This window comes from Limnohabitans radicicola (genome assembly GCF_014837235.1).
In the GTDB taxonomy this organism is placed as follows: Bacteria; Pseudomonadota; Gammaproteobacteria; order Burkholderiales; family Burkholderiaceae_C; genus Limnohabitans_A; species Limnohabitans_A radicicola.
Genome location: NZ_JACYFT010000001.1, coordinates 930038 through 949714, shown reverse-complemented (window position 1 = coordinate 949714; position 19677 = coordinate 930038). Strand labels below are relative to the sequence as shown.

Genomic DNA, 19677 nt, shown 5'->3' with positions numbered 1-19677 from the left:
AAAAAAACTTGCAAGGGTATTGCTCTCCCCCTTTTTTTCTGCCAGAATAGAGGGCTTCGCTTTGCAAAAAGCGTGGTTATCTGCCCAATCTGAAGCGCTGCAAGTGGTTTGCGGTGTGAATGACGGGTCCAAGACTGATTCCTTCGGTTGCCTCTGGCTGCTTGGGGAATACAAGTTGGGAATATTGAAATGATCCAGACAGAATCTCGGTTGGATGTTGCTGACAACACCGGCGCCAAGTCCGTGCTGTGCATTAAGGTGCTCGGCGGGTCCAAGCGTCGCTACGCCAGTGTCGGCGACATCATCAAGGTGAGCATCAAAGAAGCCGCTCCACGTGGCCGCGTCAAAAAAGGCGAGGTTTACAGTGCTGTGGTGGTTCGCACTGCCAAAGGCATCCGCCGTGGCGATGGCTCCCTCATCAAATTCGATGGCAATGCAGCAGTGTTGCTGAATGCCAAGTTGGAGCCTATCGGCACCCGCATCTTCGGCCCGGTCACGCGTGAACTGCGTACCGAGAAGTTCATGAAGATCGTGTCTTTGGCTCCTGAAGTGCTCTAAGAGGACGCGCCATGAACAAGATCGTAAAAGGCGACGAAGTCATCGTGATCACCGGTCGTGACAAAGGCAAGCGCGGCAAAGTGTCGTTGCGTGCCGATGATTCGCACGTGGTGGTTGACGGTATCAACATCGTCAAAAAGCATGCCAAGCCAAACCCTATGAAGGGCACCAACGGCGGCATCATCGAAAAGGCCATGCCGATTCACCAATCCAATGTGGCGATTTTCAACGCTGCAACAGGCAAGGCTGATCGCGTGGGCATCAAGCAACTGGCTGACGGCAAGCGCGTGCGCGTGTACAAGTCCAGCGGCGAAGAAATCAAGGTGGCATAAACATGGCACGTTTTCAAGAACTCTATCGCGACAAGATCGCAGCTGAGCTGACGGCCAAGTTTGGCTACAAGTCGCCCATGCAAGTGCCGCGCATCACCAAGATCACCCTGAACATGGGTGTGAGCGAAGCTGTGGCTGACAAGAAGGTCATGGACAACGCTGTGAGCGACCTGACCAAGATTGCGGGCCAAAAGCCTGTGGTGACCAAGGCCAAGAAGGCCATCGCGGGTTTCAAGATCCGTGAGCAGCAGCCCATCGGTTGCATGGTGACCCTGCGTGGCGTGCAAATGTACGAATTCCTGGACCGTTTCGTGACCGTGGCTCTGCCTCGCGTGCGTGACTTCCGTGGTATTTCTGGTCGCGCTTTCGATGGCCGTGGTAACTACAACATCGGCGTCAAAGAGCAGATCATCTTCCCTGAGATTGAGTACGACAAGGTTGACGCTTTGCGTGGTCTCAACATCAGCATCACCACAACGGCCAAGACCGACGACGAGTGCAAGGCACTGCTCGCCGCTTTCCGTTTCCCCTTCAAGAACTGAGGTGTCACGTGGCTAAAGTAGCTTTGATCGAGCGCGAGCTCAAGCGTGAAAAACTGGCAGCCAAGTACGCGAAAAAATACGCGGAACTGAAAGCCATTGCCAATGATGCTAAGCGCAGCGACGAAGAGCGTGCTGCAGCCCGTCTGGGTCTGCAAAAGCTCCCGCGCAACGCCAACCCCACCCGCCAGCGCAACCGTTGTGAAATCACCGGTCGTCCACGTGGCACATTCCGTCAATTTGGTCTGGGCCGCGCCAAGATCCGTGAACTTGCCTTCCAAGGCAACATTCCGGGCGTGACCAAGGCCAGCTGGTAATCGGCAGGAGAGATACAACATGAGCATGAGTGATCCCATTGCCGATCTGTTGACCCGCATCCGCAACGCACAGATGGTCGCCAAGGCCAGCGTGTCGGTGCCCTCTTCCAAAGTGAAGGTGGCCATCGCCCAAGTGCTGAAGGATGAAGGCTACATTGATGGCTTCCAAATCAAATCCAACGACGGCAAGTCCGAGCTGGAAATCGCCCTGAAGTACTACGCTGGCCGTCCGGTCATCGAGCGTATCGAGCGCGTGAGCCGTCCTGGCCTGCGCGTGTACAAAGGCCGCGATGCCATTCCTCAGGTTCAGAATGGCCTGGGCGTCGCTATCGTCACCACACCCAAGGGCGTGATGACCGACCGCAAAGCGCGTGCAGCCGGTGTCGGCGGCGAAGTGCTGTGCTACGTCGCTTAATGGCAGGAGAGACGAAATGTCCCGAGTAGGAAAAATGCCTGTGACCATCCCCGCTGGCGTGGATGTGTCCATCAAAGACGATCAAATCAGTGTCAAAGGCACAGGTGGCCAATTGGCCATCGCAGCCAACGCACTGGTGAAGGTCAACAACGAAGGCGGCAAGCTGAGCTTTGTGCCTGCCAACGATTCGCGTGAAGCCAATGCCATGAGCGGTACCTTGCGTCAGCTGGTGAACAACATGGTGACTGGTGTGACCAAGGGTTTCGAGAAGAAGCTGAACCTGATCGGTGTGGGTTACAAAGCCCAAGCCACAGGCGCCAAGCTGAACCTGGCTGTTGGTTATTCGCATCCTGTCAACATCGACATGCCTGCTGGCATCACGGTGGCCACGCCTGGTCCGACTGAAATCGTGATCAAGGGTGCTGACCGTCAACGTGTTGGCCAAATTGCTGCTGAGATCCGTGCTGTTCGTCCTCCCGAGCCTTACAAGGGCAAGGGCATCCGTTATGCGGATGAGAAGATCACGATCAAAGAGACCAAGAAGAAATAAGGAGCTGCATCATGTTGACCAAGAAAGAGCAGCGTCTGCGTCGTGCACGTCAAACCCGCATTCGCATTGCACAGCAAGGCGTGGCACGTTTGAGCGTGAACCGCACCAACTTGCACATTTATGCCAGCGTCATTTCTGGCTGCGGTACCAAAGTGTTGGCCAGCGCCTCCACTGCAGAAGCCGATGTGCGCAAAGAACTGGGCGCTTCTGGCAAGGGCGGCAACGCCGCTGCCGCTCAGCTGATCGGCAAGCGCATTGCCGAGAAAGCCAAAGCCGCTGGTGTTGAGAAAGTCGCATTTGACCGTGCTGGTTTCGCTTACCACGGCCGCGTCAAGGCCCTGGCCGACGCAGCCCGTGAAGCTGGCCTGCAGTTCTAATCGGATCGGAATTTCAAATGGCTAAATTTCAAGCAAAACCCCAAAACGATGGTCCAGAGGACGGTCTGCGGGAAAAAATGATCGCGGTCAACCGCGTCACCAAGGTGGTCAAGGGTGGCCGTATCCTGGGTTTCGCAGCACTGACCGTGGTGGGTGATGGCGATGGTCGCATCGGCATGGGCAAAGGCAAATCGAAAGAAGTGCCTGCAGCCGTGCAAAAGGCCATGGAAGAAGCCCGTCGCAACCTGAAAAAGGTGGCGCTCAAGAACGGCACGATCCATCACACCGTGATGGGTCACCACGGCGCAGCCCGTGTGATGATGGCTCCGGCTCCCAAAGGTACCGGCATCATCGCTGGCGGCCCGATGCGCGCTGTTTTTGAAGTGGTGGGCATCACCGACATCGTGGCCAAGAGCCACGGTTCGTCCAACCCCTACAACATGGTTCGCGCCACTTTGGACGCACTGGCCAACTGCACAACTGCCTCGGAAGTGGCAGCCAAGCGTGGCAAGTCGGTCGAAGAAATCTTCGCCTGAACTGGAGACGGAACATGTCTACACAAACTACCGTGAAAATCCAGCTGGTTCGCAGCCCCATCGGTTGCAAGCAATCTCACCGCGACACCGTGCGTGGTCTGGGTCTGCGCAAGCTCAACAGCGTCAGCGAATTGCAGGACACCCCTGCAGTGCGCGGCATGATCAACAAGATCGCCTACCTGGTCAAAGTTCTCTGAGAGACCGATGATGGAACTCAATAGCATCAAACCTGCAGCCGGTGCCAAGCACGCTGCACGCCGTGTTGGCCGTGGTATCGGTTCGGGTCTGGGTAAAACCGCCGGCCGTGGCCACAAAGGTCAAAAATCCCGTTCGGGTGGCTACCACAAAGTGGGCTTCGAAGGCGGTCAAATGCCTTTGCAGCGTCGCCTGCCCAAGCGTGGCTTCAAGTCTCATCTGCTGAAGTTCAATGCAGAAATCACTTTGTCCACCCTGAGCGATCTGGGTCTGGCCGAAGTGGATCTGTTGGCACTCAAGCAAGCGGGTCTCGTTTCCCAGCTGGCCAAAGTGGTCAAAGTCATCAAGTCCGGTGAACTCACCAAAGCCGTCAAGCTGACAGGCATTGGTGCTACCGCTGGTGCCAAGGCTGCCATCGAGGCAGCTGGTGGCTCCGTGGCCTGAATGTCGGTGAAAGAGCAAGTCCGTGGCAACCAGCGCTAATACAACAGCCAAGTCAGGCAAGTACGGTGACCTCAGTCGTCGGCTGGTCTTCTTGCTGCTCGCGCTGGTGGTCTACCGCATCGGGGCGCATATCCCTGTGCCGGGCATCGATCCTGATCAGCTCAAGCAGTTGTTCAATGGCCAGCAAGGCGGCATTTTGAGCCTGTTCAACATGTTCTCGGGTGGGGCCTTGTCGCGCTTCACTGTGTTCGCGTTGGGCATCATGCCTTACATCTCTGCGTCCATCGTGATGCAGTTGCTGACTTACGTGTTGCCCGCTTTCGAGCAACTCAAGAAAGAAGGCGAAGCGGGCCGTCGCAAGATCACGCAGTACACGCGTTTCGGTGCTCTGGCGCTGGCAGTGTTCCAGTCGCTGGGTATCGCCATGGCGTTGGAAGCTTCTGCGGGCCTGGTGATTCAGCCTGGTTTTGGTTTCCGCATGACTGCCGTGATCAGCCTGACCGCTGGCACGATGTTCCTGATGTGGCTGGGTGAACAAATCACCGAGCGTGGTCTGGGCAATGGCATTTCGATCCTGATTTTTGCAGGTATCGCGGCCGGTCTCCCGAACGCCATGGGCGGCTTGTTTGAGCTGGTTCGCACGGGTGCGATGGGACCTCTGGTTTCGATCTTCATTCTCGCACTGGTGGTCCTGGTGACTTACTTTGTGGTGTTTGTCGAGCGAGGCCAGCGCAAGATTCTCGTGAACTATGCGCGCCGTCAGGTGGGCAACAAGGTGTATGGCGGTCAGTCGTCGCACCTGCCGCTCAAGCTGAACATGGCGGGTGTGATTCCTCCGATCTTTGCTTCGTCGATCATTTTGCTGCCCGCAACGGTGATCAACTGGTTCAGCTCTGGTGAAACCACCAACCCTGTCGTCGCATTTTTCAAAGATGTGGCCTCTGCATTGACTCCAGGTCAGCCGATCTATGTCATGTTCTATGCGGCAGCCATCATATTCTTCTGCTTCTTCTACACGGCGTTGGTGTTCAACAGCCGGGAAACAGCGGACAACTTGAAGAAAAGCGGTGCATTCATCCCCGGCATCCGTCCTGGTGATCAAACTGCCCGTTATATCGACAAGATTTTGCTGAGATTGACATTGGTCGGCGCTGCTTACATCACTTTTGTGTGTTTGTTGCCCGAGTTCCTGATCTTGAAATACAATGTTCCGTTTTATTTTGGCGGAACTTCGCTGATGATCATTGTGGTCGTCACCATGGATTTCATGGCGCAGGTTCAAAACTACCTGATGTCTCAACAGTACGATTCGCTTTTGAAGAAAGCGAGCTTCAAGTCCTGATGGGTTTGAAAATTTGAATTTCTGCGCCGCACGCGGGGCAACCATTCCAACCAGGCTTGTGGGTCGGGTTAAACGAAGAGTTTTAGGAGAAAACCATGAGAGTTTCGGCTTCGGTCAAGAAAATTTGCCGCAACTGCAAGATCATTCGCCGCAAAGGCGTTGTTCGCGTGATCTGCACAGATCCACGTCACAAACAGCGTCAAGGCTGATTGCACTAGTTTTAGAGGACGAAAATGGCACGTATCGCTGGCATCAACATTCCGCCGCACAAACACACTGAAATTGGCCTGACCGCCATCTTCGGTATTGGTCGCACCCGCGCTCGCAAAATCTGCGAAGCTTGCGACATTGCGTATTCCAAGAAGATCAAAGATCTGACTGACGGTGACCTGGAAAAAATTCGCGATCACATCGCTGAATTCACCATTGAAGGTGACCTGCGTCGTGAAACCACCATGAACATCAAGCGTTTGATGGACATCGGTTGCTACCGCGGTTTCCGTCATCGTCGCGGTCTGCCAATGCGTGGTCAGCGTACACGTACCAATGCCCGTACCCGTAAGGGTCCGCGCAAAGGCGCTGCAGCACTGAAGAAATAATCAGGATTGAGAGACCATTATGGCTAAATCACCATCGAACAGCGCAGCTCAGCGTGTCCGCAAAAAAGTCCGCAAGAACATTGCTGACGGCATCGCACACGTTCACGCTTCGTTCAACAACACCATCATCACGATCACCGACCGTCAGGGCAACGCTCTGTCGTGGGCTTCTTCCGGTGGCCAGGGCTTCAAGGGTTCGCGCAAATCGACACCTTTCGCAGCTCAGGTTGCTTCTGAAGTCGCTGGTCGCGCTGCTCAAGACCAAGGCATCAAGAATCTCGACGTCGAGATCAAGGGCCCAGGTCCTGGCCGTGAATCTTCTGTGCGCGCCCTGGGCGCCCTGGGCATCCGCATCACTTCCATCTCGGACGTGACGCCTGTGCCGCACAACGGCTGCCGCCCTCAAAAGCGCCGCCGCATCTAATTTTTCACCAAGCCCACCGCCAGGCCATGCTTGCATCGCCTGGCTCCCGCATTTTCAGAATGCGGTAGTTGTACATCAAAGGAAATCCAAGTGGCACGCTACCTCGGCCCCAAGGCCAAACTCTCCCGCCGTGAAGGCACCGACCTGTTCCTCAAGAGCGCACGTCGCTCGATCGCGGACAAGTCCAAATTCGACACCAAGCCAGGCCAGCACGGCCGCACTTCTGGTCAGCGCACCTCTGACTACGGTCTGCAGTTGCGCGAAAAGCAAAAAGTCAAGCGCATGTACGGCGTGCTGGAAAAGCAATTCCGTCGCTACTTCGCTGAAGCCGATCGCCGCAAAGGCAACACCGGCTCCAACTTGCTCGCATTGCTCGAGTGCCGCCTGGACAATGTGGTGTACCGCATGGGCTTTGGCTCCACACGTGCCGAAGCGCGTCAGCTGGTGTCGCACAAGGCGATCACCGTGAACGGTCAATCCGTGAACATCCCGTCTTACCTGGTCAAGGCCGGTGACGTGATCGCTGTCCGTGAAAAATCCAAGAAGCAAAACCGCGTGGTTGAAGCTCTGCAACTGGCGGCTCAAGTGGGCATCCCCGCTTGGATCGAAGTCAATGCCGACAAAGCCGAAGGCACCTTCAAGAAGGTTCCTGATCGTGACGAATTCGGCGCCGACATCAACGAATCGTTGATCGTCGAACTGTACTCGCGTTAATTCTGAGTCGTTTCAATCGTTCCCGGGTCGCCGCGCAAGGTGGCTCCGGGTGCTTCATCAGCCTTACCGGTGTAACGAGCCGGGGGTATTGACAGGAAGTCTGAATGCAAACCAATCTGCTGAAACCCAAAGCCATCCAGGTCGAACAACTGGCGGCCAACCGCGCCAAGGTCACACTCGAGCCTTTCGAGCGTGGCTACGGCCACACGCTGGGCAATGCCCTGCGTCGCGTGCTGCTGTCCTCCATGGTCGGCTATTCAGCAACCGAAGTGACCATTGCTGGCGTGGTGCATGAGTACTCGTCCATCGATGGCGTCCAGGAAGACGTGGTCAACATCTTGTTGAACCTCAAGGGCGTGGTGTTCAAGCTCCACAACCGCGATGAAGTCACGCTGAGCCTGCGCAAGGACGGTGAAGGCGCCGTCACTGCTGCCGACATCCAGACACCGCACGACGTTGAAATCATCAACCCCGAGCACGTGATTGCCAACTTGTCGCAAGGCGGTAAGCTGGACATGCAAATCAAGGTTGAAAAAGGCCGTGGTTATGTGCCCGGCAACATGCGTCGCTTCGCCGATGAGCCTACCAAGGCGTTGGGTCGCATCGTTCTGGATGCATCGTTCTCCCCGGTTCAGCGCGTGAGCTACACCGTCGAGAGCGCTCGTGTTGAACAGCGTACCGATCTGGACAAACTGGTTCTCGAAATCGAGACCAACGGTGCCATCACCGCTGAAGACGCTGTGCGTGCTTCGGCCAAGATTCTGGTCGAACAGCTGGCTGTGTTCGCACAGCTCGAAGGCGGCGAATTGTCGGCTTTCGATGCACCCGCTCAACGCGGTGGTGCAGGCAACTTCGATCCGATCCTGTTGCGCCCTGTGGACGAGCTCGAACTCACGGTTCGTTCGGCCAACTGCCTCAAAGCAGAAAACATCTACTACATCGGTGACCTCATCCAGCGCACCGAGAACGAGTTGCTCAAGACCCCTAACCTGGGTCGCAAGTCACTCAACGAAATCAAGGAAGTTCTGGCCTCTCGCGGTCTGACTTTGGGTATGAAGCTCGAAGCCTGGCCACCTGCAGGTCTGGAAAAGCGATAATTTCAAGTTCCCGGAAAAAATCCGGGGTGTGCACGGGCAGTACCTGATACGGCTGCCTGTTTAATAAAGAAAGGAAAGCACCATGCGTCACGGTCACGGCCTCCGCAAACTCAACCGCACCAGCGAGCACCGCCTCGCGATGCTCCGCAACATGATGAACTCGCTCATCGAGCACGAAGTCATCAAGACCACATTGCCCAAAGCCAAAGAGCTGCGCCGTGTGATCGAACCCATGATCACCTTGGCCAAAGAAGACTCGCTGGCCAACAAGCGTCTGGCATTCAACCGCTTGCGCGACCGCGACAGCGTCGTCAAATTGTTCGCCGACCTGGGCCCCCGCTTTGCCAAGCGTCCTGGTGGCTACACACGTATCCTGAAAATGGGTTTCCGTGTGGGCGACAACGCACCGATGGCTTTGGTCGAATTGGTCGATCGCGCTGATTCTTCTCCCGAACAGGCCGCAGAATAAGGTATAATTCATCTCTTACCGCGGGGTGGAGCAGTCTGGTAGCTCGTTGGGCTCATAACCCAAAGGTCGTTGGTTCAAATCCGGCCCCCGCAACCAAATTCAGTCTCGACTGACATTGAAAAAGACCCGCTGATGCGGGTCTTTTTTTGTTCATGCAATCCGTGTCAAAAGGCCTTGCAGTGCGTGGGCTGTGGTGGCCTCACGCACAGCCGCCCGGTCGCCGGCAAAAACCATTTTTTGCGCATCCACGGCACCGTTGATGCACCAGGCCAACCAGACCGTGCCCACGGGTTTGTCTGCGCTCCCGCCACTTGGCCCCGCCACCCCGGTGACTGCAACGGATGCTTGCACTTTGGCGTGGTTGAAAGCCCCCAGCACCATGGCTTTGGCCACTGCTTCGCTCACGGCGCCATGCGCCTGGATGAGCGCAGGGTCTACACCCAGCAATTCCTGTTTGGCGGCGTTGGAATATGTCACAAACCCGCGCTCGAACCAGGCACTGGAGCCCGCAAGATCGGTGCAACGCGCTGCAATCATGCCGCCTGTGCAGCTTTCGGCCGTGGCGATGAACCATTTGCGCTCGATGAGGCACGAGGCCAGGGCCTGGCAAAGGGGGTGAATGTCCATCAGATCCAGCGCCACAGGGCGATCACCAACAAGGTGCAAAAAGCGGCCACCAGATCGTCCCACAGGATGCCCAAGCCGCCGCGCCAGCCAAAGCCCTTGAACTGTTGGTCGGCCCAGGCCACAGGGCCCGGCTTGACCGCGTCGAAAAAGCGAAACAAGGCAAACGCCGCCAGTTGCGCCCAAAAACCAGCAGGCAAAACCAGCCACAAAATCAGCCACATCGCGACCACTTCATCCCAGACGATGCAGCCCGGGTCGCTGACGCCCAGGTTTTTGGCGGTGACGGTGCAGGCCCACCAGCCCAGCAGCACGCTGGCCGCAATCAGAACGCCTTGGGCCGTGACCGAGAGCTGGTTTTGCAGCACCAGCCAGGCCAACCAGGCCCACAAGGTGCCAGAGGTGCCCGGCGCTTTGGGCGCCAGGCCTGCGCCAAAGCCCAAAGCCAGGCAGTGGGCCGGGTGCGCGAGCATGAACGCCGCGCTGGGGCGTCGGGGAGCTGGTGAAGCCTTGTCGGTCATGGGGCGGCAAAGTGGTCAAACGAAGTGAAGCGGCGCCTGAGCGCCTGGCCTTGCTCGTCGAGCACGTCGATGCCTGGGGCCGCGCGGATGGTGCCAATGCGGGTCACGGGGGTCTGCGATTGCACCGATGCCGCCAGCACCTGCTCGCGTGCGTGTGTGGGGGCTGTGAATACCAATTCGTAATCGTCGCCGCCAGACAGGATGCAGGTGTGGGCCAGCTCGCTCGGACAGTGCCATGTGGCGCGGCAGGCCAGCAAGGTCTCGGCCGTAGGCAGATCAATGGCGGCGCCAACGCCGCTGGCTTTCAGGATGTGCCCGAGGTCACCCAGCAGGCCATCGCTGATGTCTGCGGCTGCGCTGGCGATGCCCCTCAGTGCCATGCCCAGCTGCACACGGGGCGTCGGGGTCTCCATGCGGGCGCGGGTATCGGCAAACACCGACTCGGGCAGGCTGATGTGGCCACGAAACGCTTCCAGCGCCAGCCGCGCATCGCCCAGCGTGCCGCTGACGTACAGGTCGTCGCCTGCGCGGGCGCCACTGCGCAACAAAGCCTGACCGTGTGGTACGTCGCCCAGCACGGTGATGCAGATGTTCAGCGGCCCTTGCGTGGTGTCGCCACCGACCAGCTCACAAGCATGCAAATCAGCCAGCTGAAACAGGCCCTCGGAAAAGCTCTGCAGCCATGCAGGGTCCACACGGGGCAGGGCCAGTGACAGCAAGAACGCTTTGGGCCGTGCGCCGCACGCGGCCAGATCGCTCAGATTCACAGCCAGCGCTTTGTGGCCGAGATGCTGCGGATTGACTGTAGAAAGGAAGTGGCGCCCTTCGACCAGCATGTCGGTGGAAATGGCCAGCTGGTGCCCGGGCGCAGCGCTCAGCAGAGCGCAGTCGTCGCCAATGCCCACATCGGCGCGGCGAACAGGCTTTTTGAAATAGCGGTCGATCAGATCAAATTCACCCATGGCGCAAGCTTAACCGCTCATGAAGGCGTGGTTCAGTGCAGCAGGTGCCTACCGGGTGCGCCAGGAATGGCCGAGGCGTCCAGCATGAATGGCGGGACCGGGCATTCAAAACGGTGCCCATCCACCGCCACAAAGAAAAACTCGCCGTGCATGCTGCCTGTGGCGGTCGCCAGACGGCAGCCGCTGGTGTACTGAAAGGATTCACCCGGTTGTAACAAGGGCTGATGGCCCACCACGCCCAGGCCACTGACTTCTTCTGCTTCTCCCCGGCCGTTCTGGATGACCCAATGGCGGGAGATCAATTGGGCAGCCACAGCCCCCGTGTTGGTGAGGGTGATCGTGTAGGCGAAGCCAAAGACATGTTGCTCGGGGTTGCTCTGCTCGGGCACGTAACGCGGCTCGGTCTGGATGTGGAATTGGTAGTCGGCCATGCGCCATGGTAACTGCGACAATAGAGGCATGAGCACCACTTACCGAATTGCCCCTTCCATCCTGTCGGCTGATTTCGCCCGCTTGGGCGATGAAGTGAAGAACGTCATCGCCAGCGGCGCTGACTGGATTCACTTTGACGTGATGGACAACCACTATGTGCCCAACCTCACGTTCGGCCCCATGATTTGCCAGGCGCTGAAGCCGCACGCCAAAACGCCCGCAGGCGTGGCGGTGCCGATCGATGTGCATCTGATGATCTCTCCTGTGGACGCTTTGGCGGCATCGTTTGCCGAAGCCGGCGCCGATTTGATCAGCTTCCACCCCGATGCCAGTGCCCATGTGCACCGCAGCATCCAGGCCATCAAGAGCAAAGGCGTGAAAGCCGGTCTGGTGTTCAACCCGGCCGAGCCGCTCGATGTGCTGGAGTGGACGATCGACGAGATCGACCTGATCCTGATCATGAGCGTCAACCCCGGCTTCGGTGGTCAGAGCTTTATCGACTCTGCCCTGCGCAAGGTCGAGTTGGCACGTCAGTGGATCGAGCGCAGTGGCCGTGACATCCGCCTGGAAGTGGATGGTGGCATCAAGGCCGACAACATCCGCCGTGTGGCCGATGCCGGGGCGGACACCTTTGTGGCGGGCAGCGCGATCTTTGGCAAGCCCGACTACAAGGCCGTGATCGACCAGATGCGCGCAGCGCTCGCCTGACATGGCCGTGCGCTGGAAAGCGGCCATTGTTGACCTCGATGGCACCCTGGTCGACACCCTGGGTGACTTCGAGGTCGCCCTCAACCGCACACTCGCCGATCTCGATTTGCCGCCGGTGACGCGCGCCCTGGTCGAGCGGACGGTGGGTAAGGGCTCGGAGCACCTGATCCGCTCGGTGCTCGCCCACCAGCTGGCCTTGCCCGAGGTGGGCGCATGCGCAGGGCGCGATGTCCAGGCGCTGTATGAGCCCGCCTGGCAGCGTTACCAGCACCATTACCTGGGCATCAATGGCGAGTTTGCTGCGGTCTATGAGGGCGTGGTGGAGGGGTTGGCGCTTTTGCAGGAGGCGGGTTTACAACTGGCGTGCCTGACCAACAAGCCCATCGCCTTTGCCCGGCCACTGCTCGAAGCCAAGGGCCTGGCCGGTTTTTTTCCGCTGGTTTTTGGCGGTGACAGCTTTGAGCGCAAAAAGCCTGACCCGTTGCCCTTACTCAAGACCTGTGAAGCCTTAGGCACGCTGCCCGCACACACCTTGATGGTTGGCGACTCCTGCAACGACGCCCAGGCGGCCCGTGCGGCGGGCTGCGAGGTGGTGCTGGTGACTTATGGCTACAACCATGGCGAGCCGATCCAGCAAACGCCTGCTCTGGCCTGGCTCGATTCCCTGGCGCAATTGCCGGCTGTCTGGGCCCCTAAAGCGCTTTGACGGATGCACGCCAGAACGCTCTCGGGGCTTTGCTACACTTGAGGCCTCATGTTCAACATCCCAAGTCGCTCCCACGCAGACGTTCTGCCGGGCCTTTCCCCATCGGAAGGCCGGGGAGCCTGGCCCTGGCGTCAGCCAGTCTGACTTTCACCGACCGTGCGGCCTGTGTGCCGCCACCCGCGCCCCGCACTTTGCCGGGCACCTGGATGAATTGAACGCACCTCCCGCGAGGTTGCAGAGCTCACTTGGAGGCTCTTTGCCGTGATCACCGAACTCGAATTCAAAAGCCTGGCCAGCCAAGGCTACAACCGCATCCCCCTCATGCTGGAGGCGTTTGCGGACCTCGAAACCCCGCTTTCGCTCTATCTGAAGCTGGCGCACAGCAAGGATGGCGGCAAATACAGCTTCCTGCTCGAGTCCGTGGTGGGCGGTGAGCGCTTCGGGCGCTACAGCTTCATCGGCCTGCCCGCGCGCACCCTGGTGCGTGCCAGCGGCTTTGGTGACGAGGCCAAATCCGAAGTCGTGCGCGACGGCGTGGTGGTGGAAACCGCTGCGGGCAATCCGCTCGACTTCATCGACGCCTACCAAAAGCGTTTTAAAGTGGCACTGCGCCCGGGCTTGCCGCGTTTTTGCGGTGGTTTGGCGGGCTACTTTGGCTACGACGCGGTGCGCTACATCGAGAAAAAACTCGAACACAGTTGCCCGCCCGACACCCTGGGCACGCCCGACATCCTGCTGCTGCAGTGCGAGGAGTTGGCGGTCATCGACAACCTCTCGGGCAAGCTGTACCTGATCGTGTATGCCGACCCGGCGCAGCCAGAGGCCTATGCCAATGCCAAAAAGCGTTTGCGCGACCTCAAGGAGCAACTCAAGTACTCGGTCAGTGCGCCAGTGGTCAAGGCCACGCAGACTTACCCGGCCGAGCGGGACTTTGCCAAAGCCGATTACCTGCGTGCGGTTGAAGAAGCCAAGGAGCTGATTGCGGCCGGTGACTTCATGCAGGTGCAGGTGGGCCAGCGCATCAAGAAGCGTTACACCGAGAGCCCGCTGTCGCTCTACCGCGCTTTGCGCTCGCTCAACCCGAGCCCGTACATGTACTTCTACAACTTTGGCGACTTCCATGTGGTTGGCGCGAGCCCGGAAATCCTGGTGCGCCAGGAAAAGACGGAAGAGGGCACCAAGGTCACCATCCGCCCGCTCGCAGGCACGCGCCCACGCGGCGCCACGCCCGAAAAAGACAAAGCCACCGAACAGGAGCTGCTGGACGACCCCAAGGAACGCGCAGAGCATGTGATGCTGATCGACCTGGCCCGCAACGACATTGGCCGCATTGCCAAGATCGGTTCGGTCAAGGTGACCGAGGCCTTTGTGGTGGAGCGCTACAGCCACGTGATGCACATCGTGAGCAACGTTGAAGGCATCCTGCACGAAGGCATGACCAACATGGATGTGCTCAAAGCCACCTTCCCGGCCGGCACGCTGACGGGCGCGCCCAAGGTCCACGCCATGGAGCTGATCGACAAGTTTGAGCCCGTCAAGCGGGGCATTTATGGTGGCGCGTGTGGTTACCTCAGCTATGCCGGCGACATGGATGTGGCCATTGCCATCCGCACTGCTGTCATCAAGGACCAGACGCTGTATGTTCAGGCGGCTGCAGGCGTTGTGGCTGACTCGGTGCCCGAGATGGAGTGGCGCGAAACCGAGCACAAGGCGCGTGCCTTGCTGCGCGCCAGCGAACTGGTCGAAGAAGGCCTGGAGTGAACACCATGACGCAGAAAATCAAACTCCTCATGGTGGACAACTACGATTCGTTCACCTTCAACATCGTTCAATATTTCGGTGAGCTCGGTGCTGACGTCGAAGTGTTTCGCAACGACGAAATCACCCTCGAAGGCATCGCGGCCCGCAAGCCCGACCGTCTGGTGATTTCGCCCGGTCCCTGCTCACCTGCCGAGGCGGGTATTTCGGTGGCGGCCATCCAGCACTTTGCCGGTCAACTGCCCATTCTGGGTGTGTGTTTGGGACACCAGGGCATTGGCGCGGCGTTTGGGGGCAAGATTGTGCGCGCCCAGGAGCAAATGCATGGCAAGACCAGTGTCATCACCACCACGCAAGAAGGCGTATTCGCCGGTTTGCCCAAACAGTTCACGGTCAACCGCTACCACTCGCTGGCCATTGAGCGTGCGAGCTGCCCGGCGTGCCTCAAAGTCACGGCCTGGACCGATGATGGCGAGATCATGGGGGTGCGCCACACCGAACTCGACATCGAGGGGGTGCAGTTTCACCCCGAGTCCATCCTCACCGAGCACGGCCATGCCATGCTCAAGAACTTCCTGGTCCGACCTTGAGTCCGGCCGCATTGGAGAGCCCCATGCCCATCACCCCTCAAGAAGCCCTGCAGCGCACCATTGAGCACCGCGAGATCTTCCACGACGAGATGCTCAAGATCATGCGCATGATCATGCAAGGCGAGTTGTCGCCCGTCATGACGGCGGCCCTGATCACCGGCTTGCGCGTGAAGAAGGAGACCATTGGCGAGATCACGGCAGCCGCGCAGGTCATGCGCGAGTTTTCCACCAAGGTGCACGTGCCTGACCCGACGCATCTGGTGGACATCGTCGGCACCGGCGGTGACGGCTCGCACACCTTCAACATTTCGACTTGCGCCATGTTTGTGGCCGCTGCCGCAGGCGCCAAGACGGCCAAGCACGGTGGCCGCAGTGTCAGCAGCAAATCGGGCAGTGCCGATGTGATCGAGGCGCTGGGCGGCAGCCTCGGTTTGTCGCCGGAGCGCATCGCCCAGTGCATCCAGGAGGTGGGCATTGGTTTCATGTTCGCGCCCAACCACCACCCGGCCATGAAGAACGTGGCGCCTGTCCGCAAGGAGCTGGGCGTGCGCACCATTTTCAACATCCTGGGGCCGCTGACCAACCCCGCAGGCGCACCCAACATCCTGATGGGGGTGTTCCACCCTGATCTGGTGGGCATCCAGGTGCGTGCCCTGCAGCGGCTGGGCGCCGAGCATGCGTTGGTGGTCTATGGACGAGACGGCATGGACGAGGTCAGCCTGGGTGCGGCCACTTTGGTGGGCGAACTCAAGAACGGCCAGATCACCGAGTATGAAATCCATCCCGAGGACTTTGGCATGACCATGGCGAGCAACCGCGCCTTGAAGGTGGACACGCCGGAAGAGTCCATGGCCATGCTGCGTGGCGTGCTGGACAACGAGCCTGGTGCGGCCCGTGACATCGTGATCCTCAATGCGGGTGCCGCGCTGTATGCGGCCAACGTGACGGCCAGCATCCAGGACGGCATCGCACGCGCCCGTGCCGCCATCGAGTCGGGCGCAGCCAAGGCCAAGCTCTCGCAGTTCGTGGCGTTCACCCAGGCCACGCCCGCCTAAATTTTGACAGGACACCCCATGAGCGACATCCTCAACAAAATAGTGGCCGTCAAGCGAGAAGAAATCGCCGAAGGCCTCAAAAAGAAATCATTGGCCGCCATGCGCGCAGATGCCGAGAGCCGCGTGCTCACCCGTGATTTTGAAGGCGCGATGCGTGCCAAGATCCAAGCTGGGCAGGCGGCGGTCATTGCCGAAGTCAAGAAAGCCAGCCCGTCCAAAGGCGTTCTGCGGGAGGAATTTATTCCGGCAGATATTGCCCAAAGCTACGCAGCACATGGTGCGGCGTGCCTGTCGGTGCTGACCGACAAACAGTTTTTTCAGGGCAGCAACGATTACCTCAAGCAGGCCCGTGCCAGTTGCGACCTGCCCGTGCTGCGCAAAGATTTCATGGTCGATGCTTACCAAGTCTATGAAGCGCGCGCGATGGGCGCGGACTGCATCTTGCTGATCGCCGCTTGCCTGGACGATGCCAAGATGGCCGAGCTCGAAGCCGTGGCCCGCAGCCTGGACATGGCTGTGTTGGTGGAGGTGCACGATCGCGCCGAACTCGAGCGCGCGCTCAAACTCAAGACGCGTCTGGTGGGCATCAACAACCGCAACCTGCGCACGTTCGAGGTGTCACTGCAAACCACGCTCGACATGCTGCCCGATGTGCCTGCCGACCGCCTGCTGGTCACCGAGAGCGGCATCCTGTCCAAGGTCGATGTGCAACGCATGCGCGAAGCCCAGGTGAATGCCTTCCTGGTGGGCGAGGCGTTCATGCGCGCTGCCGAGCCAGGCGAGGCCTTGGCGGCCTTGTTCGACTGAGGCGCTGAATGCAGCAGGGCTTTGACTGGGCAGCGCCGCAGGTGCCGAGCTTGAAGGCCTGGCCAGCGTCGACCTTCAATTTGGCGCCTTCCTGGCGCCCCGCAGTTGAGGTGTTTTGGGCTTCACCGGTCGGGCAGCAGCTGTCGGCACGTTTGTCGCAAGCCCTGGCCGAAGGCCAGCGCATTTACCCCCCTGAGCCTTTGCGGGCGCTGACCCTGACCGCATTGGAAGATGTGCGTGTGGTCATCCTGGGGCAGGACCCGTACCATGGCCCCGGCCAAGCCGAGGGTCTGGCGTTTTCCGTGGCGCCGGGCGTCAAAGTGCCGCCCAGCTTGCGCAACATCTTCAAGGAGCTGCAGCGCAGCCTGGGCGTGCCCATGCCGGCAGATGGTTCGTTGAGCCGTTGGGCGCGGCAGGGTGTGCTGCTGCTCAACACCTGCCTCACCGTTCAGGATGGCCAGCCGGCCAGCCATGCCCGCTGGGGCTGGGAGGCGCTCACCGATCGGCTCGTTGAGATGGTTGCGGCTCGGCCTCGGCCTGTGGTGTTCATGCTCTGGGGTGGTCACGCCCAGGCCAAAAAAGGCCTGATCCAGTCAGTGGCTGCACAGGGCCGGCACCTGATCCTGGAAGCCAACCACCCTTCGCCCTTGTCTGCTTTGCGACCGCCCACCCCTTTCCTGGGTTGCGACCATTTTCGTCAGGCCAATGCCTTCCTGGCTGAAAACGGTCAAAAAACCATCGTTTGGTGAAAAAGTTCAACGCAGATTGCGCCGGAACCCAAAAAGGTGGCATAATCTGAGGCTCGCTCCGGAGGGGTGCCCGAGTGGCTAAAGGGGGCAGACTGTAAATCTGTTGGCTTACGCCTACACTGGTTCGAATCCAGTCTCCTCCACCAGCGAACTGACTTGAGTCAGGTGATTTTGAGCATTTGGAAAAGGTTTCCAAGCATTGGCGTCGCAACCACTCGTGTGGCGCAATCAATGCGGGAGTAGTTCAATGGTAGAACCTTAGCCTTCCAAGCTAATGACACGGGTTCGATTCCCGTTTCCCGCTCCAGTCATCCGGTTTGGGTTGTTGAAGATTTTTGCCCTTGTGGCTCAGTGGTAGAGCACTCCCTTGGTAAGGGAGAGGTCGCGGGTCCGATTCCCGCCAAGGGCACCAGTTCCGGGCGCGCAGCTTCAGGCTGCGCGCCCTCTGTCTTGAGTTTGACCACAATTTTTTTCGGAGTCGAAAAATGGCAAAAGAGAAATTCGAACGGACGAAACCGCACGTGAACGTGGGCACCATTGGTCACGTTGACCACGGTAAAACCACACTGACAGCGGCCATCACCACCGTGCTGGCTGCCAAGTTCGGCGGTGCTGCCAAGGCGTACGACCAGATCGACGCGGCTCCCGAAGAGAAGGCCCGTGGTATCACGATCAACACCGCGCACGTCGAGTACGAAACAGAAAACCGTCACTACGCTCACGTGGACTGCCCCGGTCACGCTGACTATGTGAAGAACATGATCACGGGTGCTGCCCAGATGGACGGCGCCATTTTGGTTTGCTCTGCTGCTGACGGTCCCATGCCTCAGACCCGCGAGCACATCCTGTTGGCTCGCCAAGTGGGCGTGCCTTACATCATCGTGTTCCTGAACAAGTGCGACATGGTGGACGACGCTGAACTGCTGGAACTGGTCGAGATGGAAGTTCGCGAACTCCTGTCCAAGTACGACTTCCCAGGCGACGACACACCGATCGTGCAAGGTTCTGCCAAGCTGGCGCTGGAAGGCGACAAAGGCCCTCTGGGCGAGCAAGCCATCTTCAAGCTGGCCGAAGCGCTGGACACCTACATCCCTACGCCTGACCGCGCAGTGGACGGCTCGTTCCTGATGCCGGTGGAAGACGTGTTCTCCATCTCTGGCCGCGGCACTGTGGTGACTGGCCGTATCGAGCGCGGCATCATCAAGGTCGGCGAAGAAATCGAAATCGTGGGCATCAAAGACACGGTCAAGACCACCTGCACGGGCGTTGAGATGTTCCGCAAGCTGCTGGACCAAGGTCAAGCGGGCGACAACGTGGGTATCTTGCTGCGCGGCACCAAGCGCGAAGACGTCGAGCGCGGCCAAGTGCTGTGCAAGCCCGGCTCGATCAAGCCGCACACCCACTTCACGGGCGAGATCTATGTCTTGTCCAAAGACGAAGGTGGCCGTCACACGCCTTTCTTCAACAACTACCGTCCTCAGTTCTACTTCCGTACGACTGACGTGACAGGCGCGATCGAATTGCCAGAAGGCAAAGAGATGGTGATGCCAGGCGACAACGTGTCGATCACTGTGAAGCTGATCAACCCCATCGCCATGGAAGAAGGTCTGCGTTTCGCGATCCGCGAAGGTGGCCGTACCGTTGGCGCTGGCGTCGTTGCCAAGATCATCGCCTAAAGAGGTTCAAGTAGGGGTATAGCTCAATTGGCAGAGCGTCGGTCTCCAAAACCGAAGGTTGTAGGTTCGATTCCTACTGCCCCTGCCACCTGAAAAGGTGGATTTCAAGCCCGCCAGAACCTGGCGGGCTTCCGTGTCTGATAAGTGCCTGTTTTTGCAGGACTCACAAAGGTCTCGAAGC

At 59.1% G+C, this 19677-nt stretch carries 29 protein-coding genes and 5 tRNA genes; 30 read left to right on the top strand and 4 right to left on the bottom strand.

Annotated elements, in window-relative coordinates; translation table 11 throughout:
- Positions 1-189 precede the first annotated feature (189 nt).
- The 18 genes from rplN (at position 190) to IC609_RS04580 (ending at position 9004) form a co-directional block, all read left to right on the top strand.
- Entirely contained in the window at positions 190-558 is a 369-nt protein-coding gene (rplN, locus tag IC609_RS04665) for a 50S ribosomal protein L14 (protein ID WP_191818267.1), read from the top strand.
- 11 nt (positions 559-569) lie between these two features.
- Positions 570-890 (top strand): 50S ribosomal protein L24, encoded by a 321-nt coding sequence (gene rplX, locus IC609_RS04660; RefSeq protein ID WP_191818266.1) that lies wholly within the window; start codon positions 570-572, stop codon positions 888-890.
- Between the two features lie 2 nt (positions 891-892).
- On the top strand, positions 893-1432 hold the full coding sequence (gene rplE, locus IC609_RS04655; protein WP_191818265.1) for a 50S ribosomal protein L5: 540 nt from the start codon (positions 893-895) through the stop codon (positions 1430-1432).
- 8 nt (positions 1433-1440) lie between these two features.
- On the top strand, positions 1441-1746 hold the full coding sequence (gene rpsN, locus IC609_RS04650) for a 30S ribosomal protein S14 (RefSeq protein WP_191818264.1): 306 nt from the start codon (positions 1441-1443) through the stop codon (positions 1744-1746).
- A gap of 19 nt (positions 1747-1765) precedes the next feature.
- Positions 1766-2161 (top strand): 30S ribosomal protein S8, encoded by a 396-nt coding sequence (gene rpsH, locus IC609_RS04645; RefSeq protein WP_191818263.1) that lies wholly within the window; start codon positions 1766-1768, stop codon positions 2159-2161.
- Between the two features lie 16 nt (positions 2162-2177).
- Complete coding sequence (gene rplF / locus IC609_RS04640; protein ID WP_191818262.1) at positions 2178-2711, top strand: 50S ribosomal protein L6; 534 nt, start codon at positions 2178-2180, stop codon at positions 2709-2711.
- Between the two features lie 11 nt (positions 2712-2722).
- Positions 2723-3088 carry a 50S ribosomal protein L18 gene (gene rplR / locus IC609_RS04635; protein ID WP_191818261.1) on the top strand — a complete coding sequence of 122 codons (366 nt, stop codon included), beginning with the start codon at positions 2723-2725 and terminating at the stop codon, positions 3086-3088.
- Between the two features lie 17 nt (positions 3089-3105).
- The gene (rpsE, locus tag IC609_RS04630) at positions 3106-3624 is read left to right on the top strand and encodes a 30S ribosomal protein S5 (protein WP_191818260.1); all 519 of its coding nucleotides are present in this window, start codon (positions 3106-3108) and stop codon (positions 3622-3624) included.
- Between the two features lie 14 nt (positions 3625-3638).
- A complete protein-coding gene (rpmD, locus tag IC609_RS04625) occupies positions 3639-3821 on the top strand; it encodes a 50S ribosomal protein L30 (protein ID WP_191818259.1) in 183 nt (60 codons plus the stop codon).
- 10 nt (positions 3822-3831) lie between these two features.
- A complete protein-coding gene (rplO, locus tag IC609_RS04620; protein WP_191818258.1) occupies positions 3832-4263 on the top strand; it encodes a 50S ribosomal protein L15 in 432 nt (143 codons plus the stop codon).
- A gap of 22 nt (positions 4264-4285) precedes the next feature.
- On the top strand, positions 4286-5605 hold the full coding sequence (secY, locus tag IC609_RS04615) for a preprotein translocase subunit SecY (RefSeq protein ID WP_191818257.1): 1320 nt from the start codon (positions 4286-4288) through the stop codon (positions 5603-5605).
- A gap of 95 nt (positions 5606-5700) precedes the next feature.
- Positions 5701-5814, top strand: coding sequence for a 50S ribosomal protein L36 (gene rpmJ / locus IC609_RS04610; protein WP_011481465.1), 114 nt, complete (start codon positions 5701-5703; stop codon positions 5812-5814).
- 24 nt (positions 5815-5838) lie between these two features.
- Positions 5839-6204 carry a 30S ribosomal protein S13 gene (gene rpsM, locus IC609_RS04605; RefSeq protein WP_191818256.1) on the top strand — a complete coding sequence of 122 codons (366 nt, stop codon included), beginning with the start codon at positions 5839-5841 and terminating at the stop codon, positions 6202-6204.
- A gap of 19 nt (positions 6205-6223) precedes the next feature.
- Complete coding sequence (gene rpsK, locus IC609_RS04600; RefSeq protein WP_191818255.1) at positions 6224-6628, top strand: 30S ribosomal protein S11; 405 nt, start codon at positions 6224-6226, stop codon at positions 6626-6628.
- Between the two features lie 90 nt (positions 6629-6718).
- Positions 6719-7342, top strand: a complete 624-nt coding sequence (gene rpsD, locus IC609_RS04595) for a 30S ribosomal protein S4 (protein WP_191818254.1) — start codon at positions 6719-6721, stop codon at positions 7340-7342.
- 104 nt (positions 7343-7446) lie between these two features.
- A complete protein-coding gene (locus IC609_RS04590) occupies positions 7447-8439 on the top strand; it encodes a DNA-directed RNA polymerase subunit alpha (protein ID WP_191818253.1) in 993 nt (330 codons plus the stop codon).
- An 82-nt stretch (positions 8440-8521) separates the two neighbouring features.
- Positions 8522-8908: a 50S ribosomal protein L17 gene (gene rplQ, locus IC609_RS04585; RefSeq protein WP_191818252.1), complete on the top strand. Its 387-nt coding sequence runs from the start codon at positions 8522-8524 to the stop codon at positions 8906-8908.
- A 19-nt stretch (positions 8909-8927) separates the two neighbouring features.
- Positions 8928-9004, top strand: a tRNA-Met gene (locus IC609_RS04580).
- 54 nt (positions 9005-9058) lie between these two features.
- Here the strand turns inward: IC609_RS04580 and IC609_RS04575 are convergent.
- From IC609_RS04575 to apaG, 4 genes are read right to left on the bottom strand one after another with little or no spacing between them, the layout of a single operon-like run.
- Entirely contained in the window at positions 9059-9535 is a 477-nt protein-coding gene (locus IC609_RS04575; protein WP_191818251.1) for a CinA family protein, read from the bottom strand.
- On the bottom strand, positions 9535-10053 hold the full coding sequence (locus tag IC609_RS04570; protein WP_191818250.1) for a phosphatidylglycerophosphatase A family protein: 519 nt from the start codon (positions 10051-10053) through the stop codon (positions 9535-9537). The genes IC609_RS04575 and IC609_RS04570 overlap by 1 nt, the downstream gene beginning before the upstream one ends.
- The gene (thiL, locus tag IC609_RS04565; protein ID WP_191818249.1) at positions 10050-11015 is read right to left on the bottom strand and encodes a thiamine-phosphate kinase; all 966 of its coding nucleotides are present in this window, start codon (positions 11013-11015) and stop codon (positions 10050-10052) included. Before thiL ends, IC609_RS04570 begins: the two co-directional genes overlap by 4 nt.
- Before the next feature lie 32 nt (positions 11016-11047).
- A complete protein-coding gene (gene apaG / locus IC609_RS04560) occupies positions 11048-11446 on the bottom strand; it encodes a Co2+/Mg2+ efflux protein ApaG (RefSeq protein ID WP_191818248.1) in 399 nt (132 codons plus the stop codon).
- Between the two features lie 28 nt (positions 11447-11474).
- Between apaG and rpe the strand changes: the two genes are divergently transcribed.
- From rpe to IC609_RS04500, 12 genes are all read left to right on the top strand, one after another.
- Positions 11475-12155, top strand: coding sequence for a ribulose-phosphate 3-epimerase (gene rpe / locus IC609_RS04555; RefSeq protein ID WP_191818247.1), 681 nt, complete (start codon positions 11475-11477; stop codon positions 12153-12155).
- 1 nt (position 12156) lies between these two features.
- Positions 12157-12861 (top strand): phosphoglycolate phosphatase, encoded by a 705-nt coding sequence (gene gph, locus IC609_RS04550; protein ID WP_191818246.1) that lies wholly within the window; start codon positions 12157-12159, stop codon positions 12859-12861.
- 261 nt (positions 12862-13122) lie between these two features.
- A complete protein-coding gene (gene trpE / locus IC609_RS04545; protein ID WP_191818245.1) occupies positions 13123-14622 on the top strand; it encodes an anthranilate synthase component I in 1500 nt (499 codons plus the stop codon).
- A gap of 5 nt (positions 14623-14627) precedes the next feature.
- Entirely contained in the window at positions 14628-15209 is a 582-nt protein-coding gene (locus IC609_RS04540) for an anthranilate synthase component II (protein WP_191818244.1), read from the top strand.
- A gap of 23 nt (positions 15210-15232) precedes the next feature.
- On the top strand, positions 15233-16264 hold the full coding sequence (gene trpD / locus IC609_RS04535) for an anthranilate phosphoribosyltransferase (protein WP_191818243.1): 1032 nt from the start codon (positions 15233-15235) through the stop codon (positions 16262-16264).
- Positions 16265-16282: 18 nt separating this feature from the next.
- Positions 16283-17071, top strand: coding sequence for an indole-3-glycerol phosphate synthase TrpC (gene trpC / locus IC609_RS04530; RefSeq protein ID WP_191818242.1), 789 nt, complete (start codon positions 16283-16285; stop codon positions 17069-17071).
- An 8-nt stretch (positions 17072-17079) separates the two neighbouring features.
- Positions 17080-17820 (top strand): uracil-DNA glycosylase, encoded by a 741-nt coding sequence (locus IC609_RS04525; RefSeq protein WP_191818241.1) that lies wholly within the window; start codon positions 17080-17082, stop codon positions 17818-17820.
- A 60-nt stretch (positions 17821-17880) separates the two neighbouring features.
- Positions 17881-17966: transfer RNA gene (locus IC609_RS04520), tRNA-Tyr, on the top strand.
- An 87-nt stretch (positions 17967-18053) separates the two neighbouring features.
- Positions 18054-18127: transfer RNA gene (locus IC609_RS04515), tRNA-Gly, on the top strand.
- Positions 18128-18157: 30 nt separating this feature from the next.
- A tRNA-Thr gene (locus IC609_RS04510) sits at positions 18158-18232 on the top strand.
- Positions 18233-18305: 73 nt separating this feature from the next.
- Complete coding sequence (gene tuf, locus IC609_RS04505; RefSeq protein ID WP_191818240.1) at positions 18306-19496, top strand: elongation factor Tu; 1191 nt, start codon at positions 18306-18308, stop codon at positions 19494-19496.
- A gap of 12 nt (positions 19497-19508) precedes the next feature.
- Positions 19509-19584, top strand: a tRNA-Trp gene (locus IC609_RS04500).
- Positions 19585-19677 lie beyond the last annotated feature (93 nt).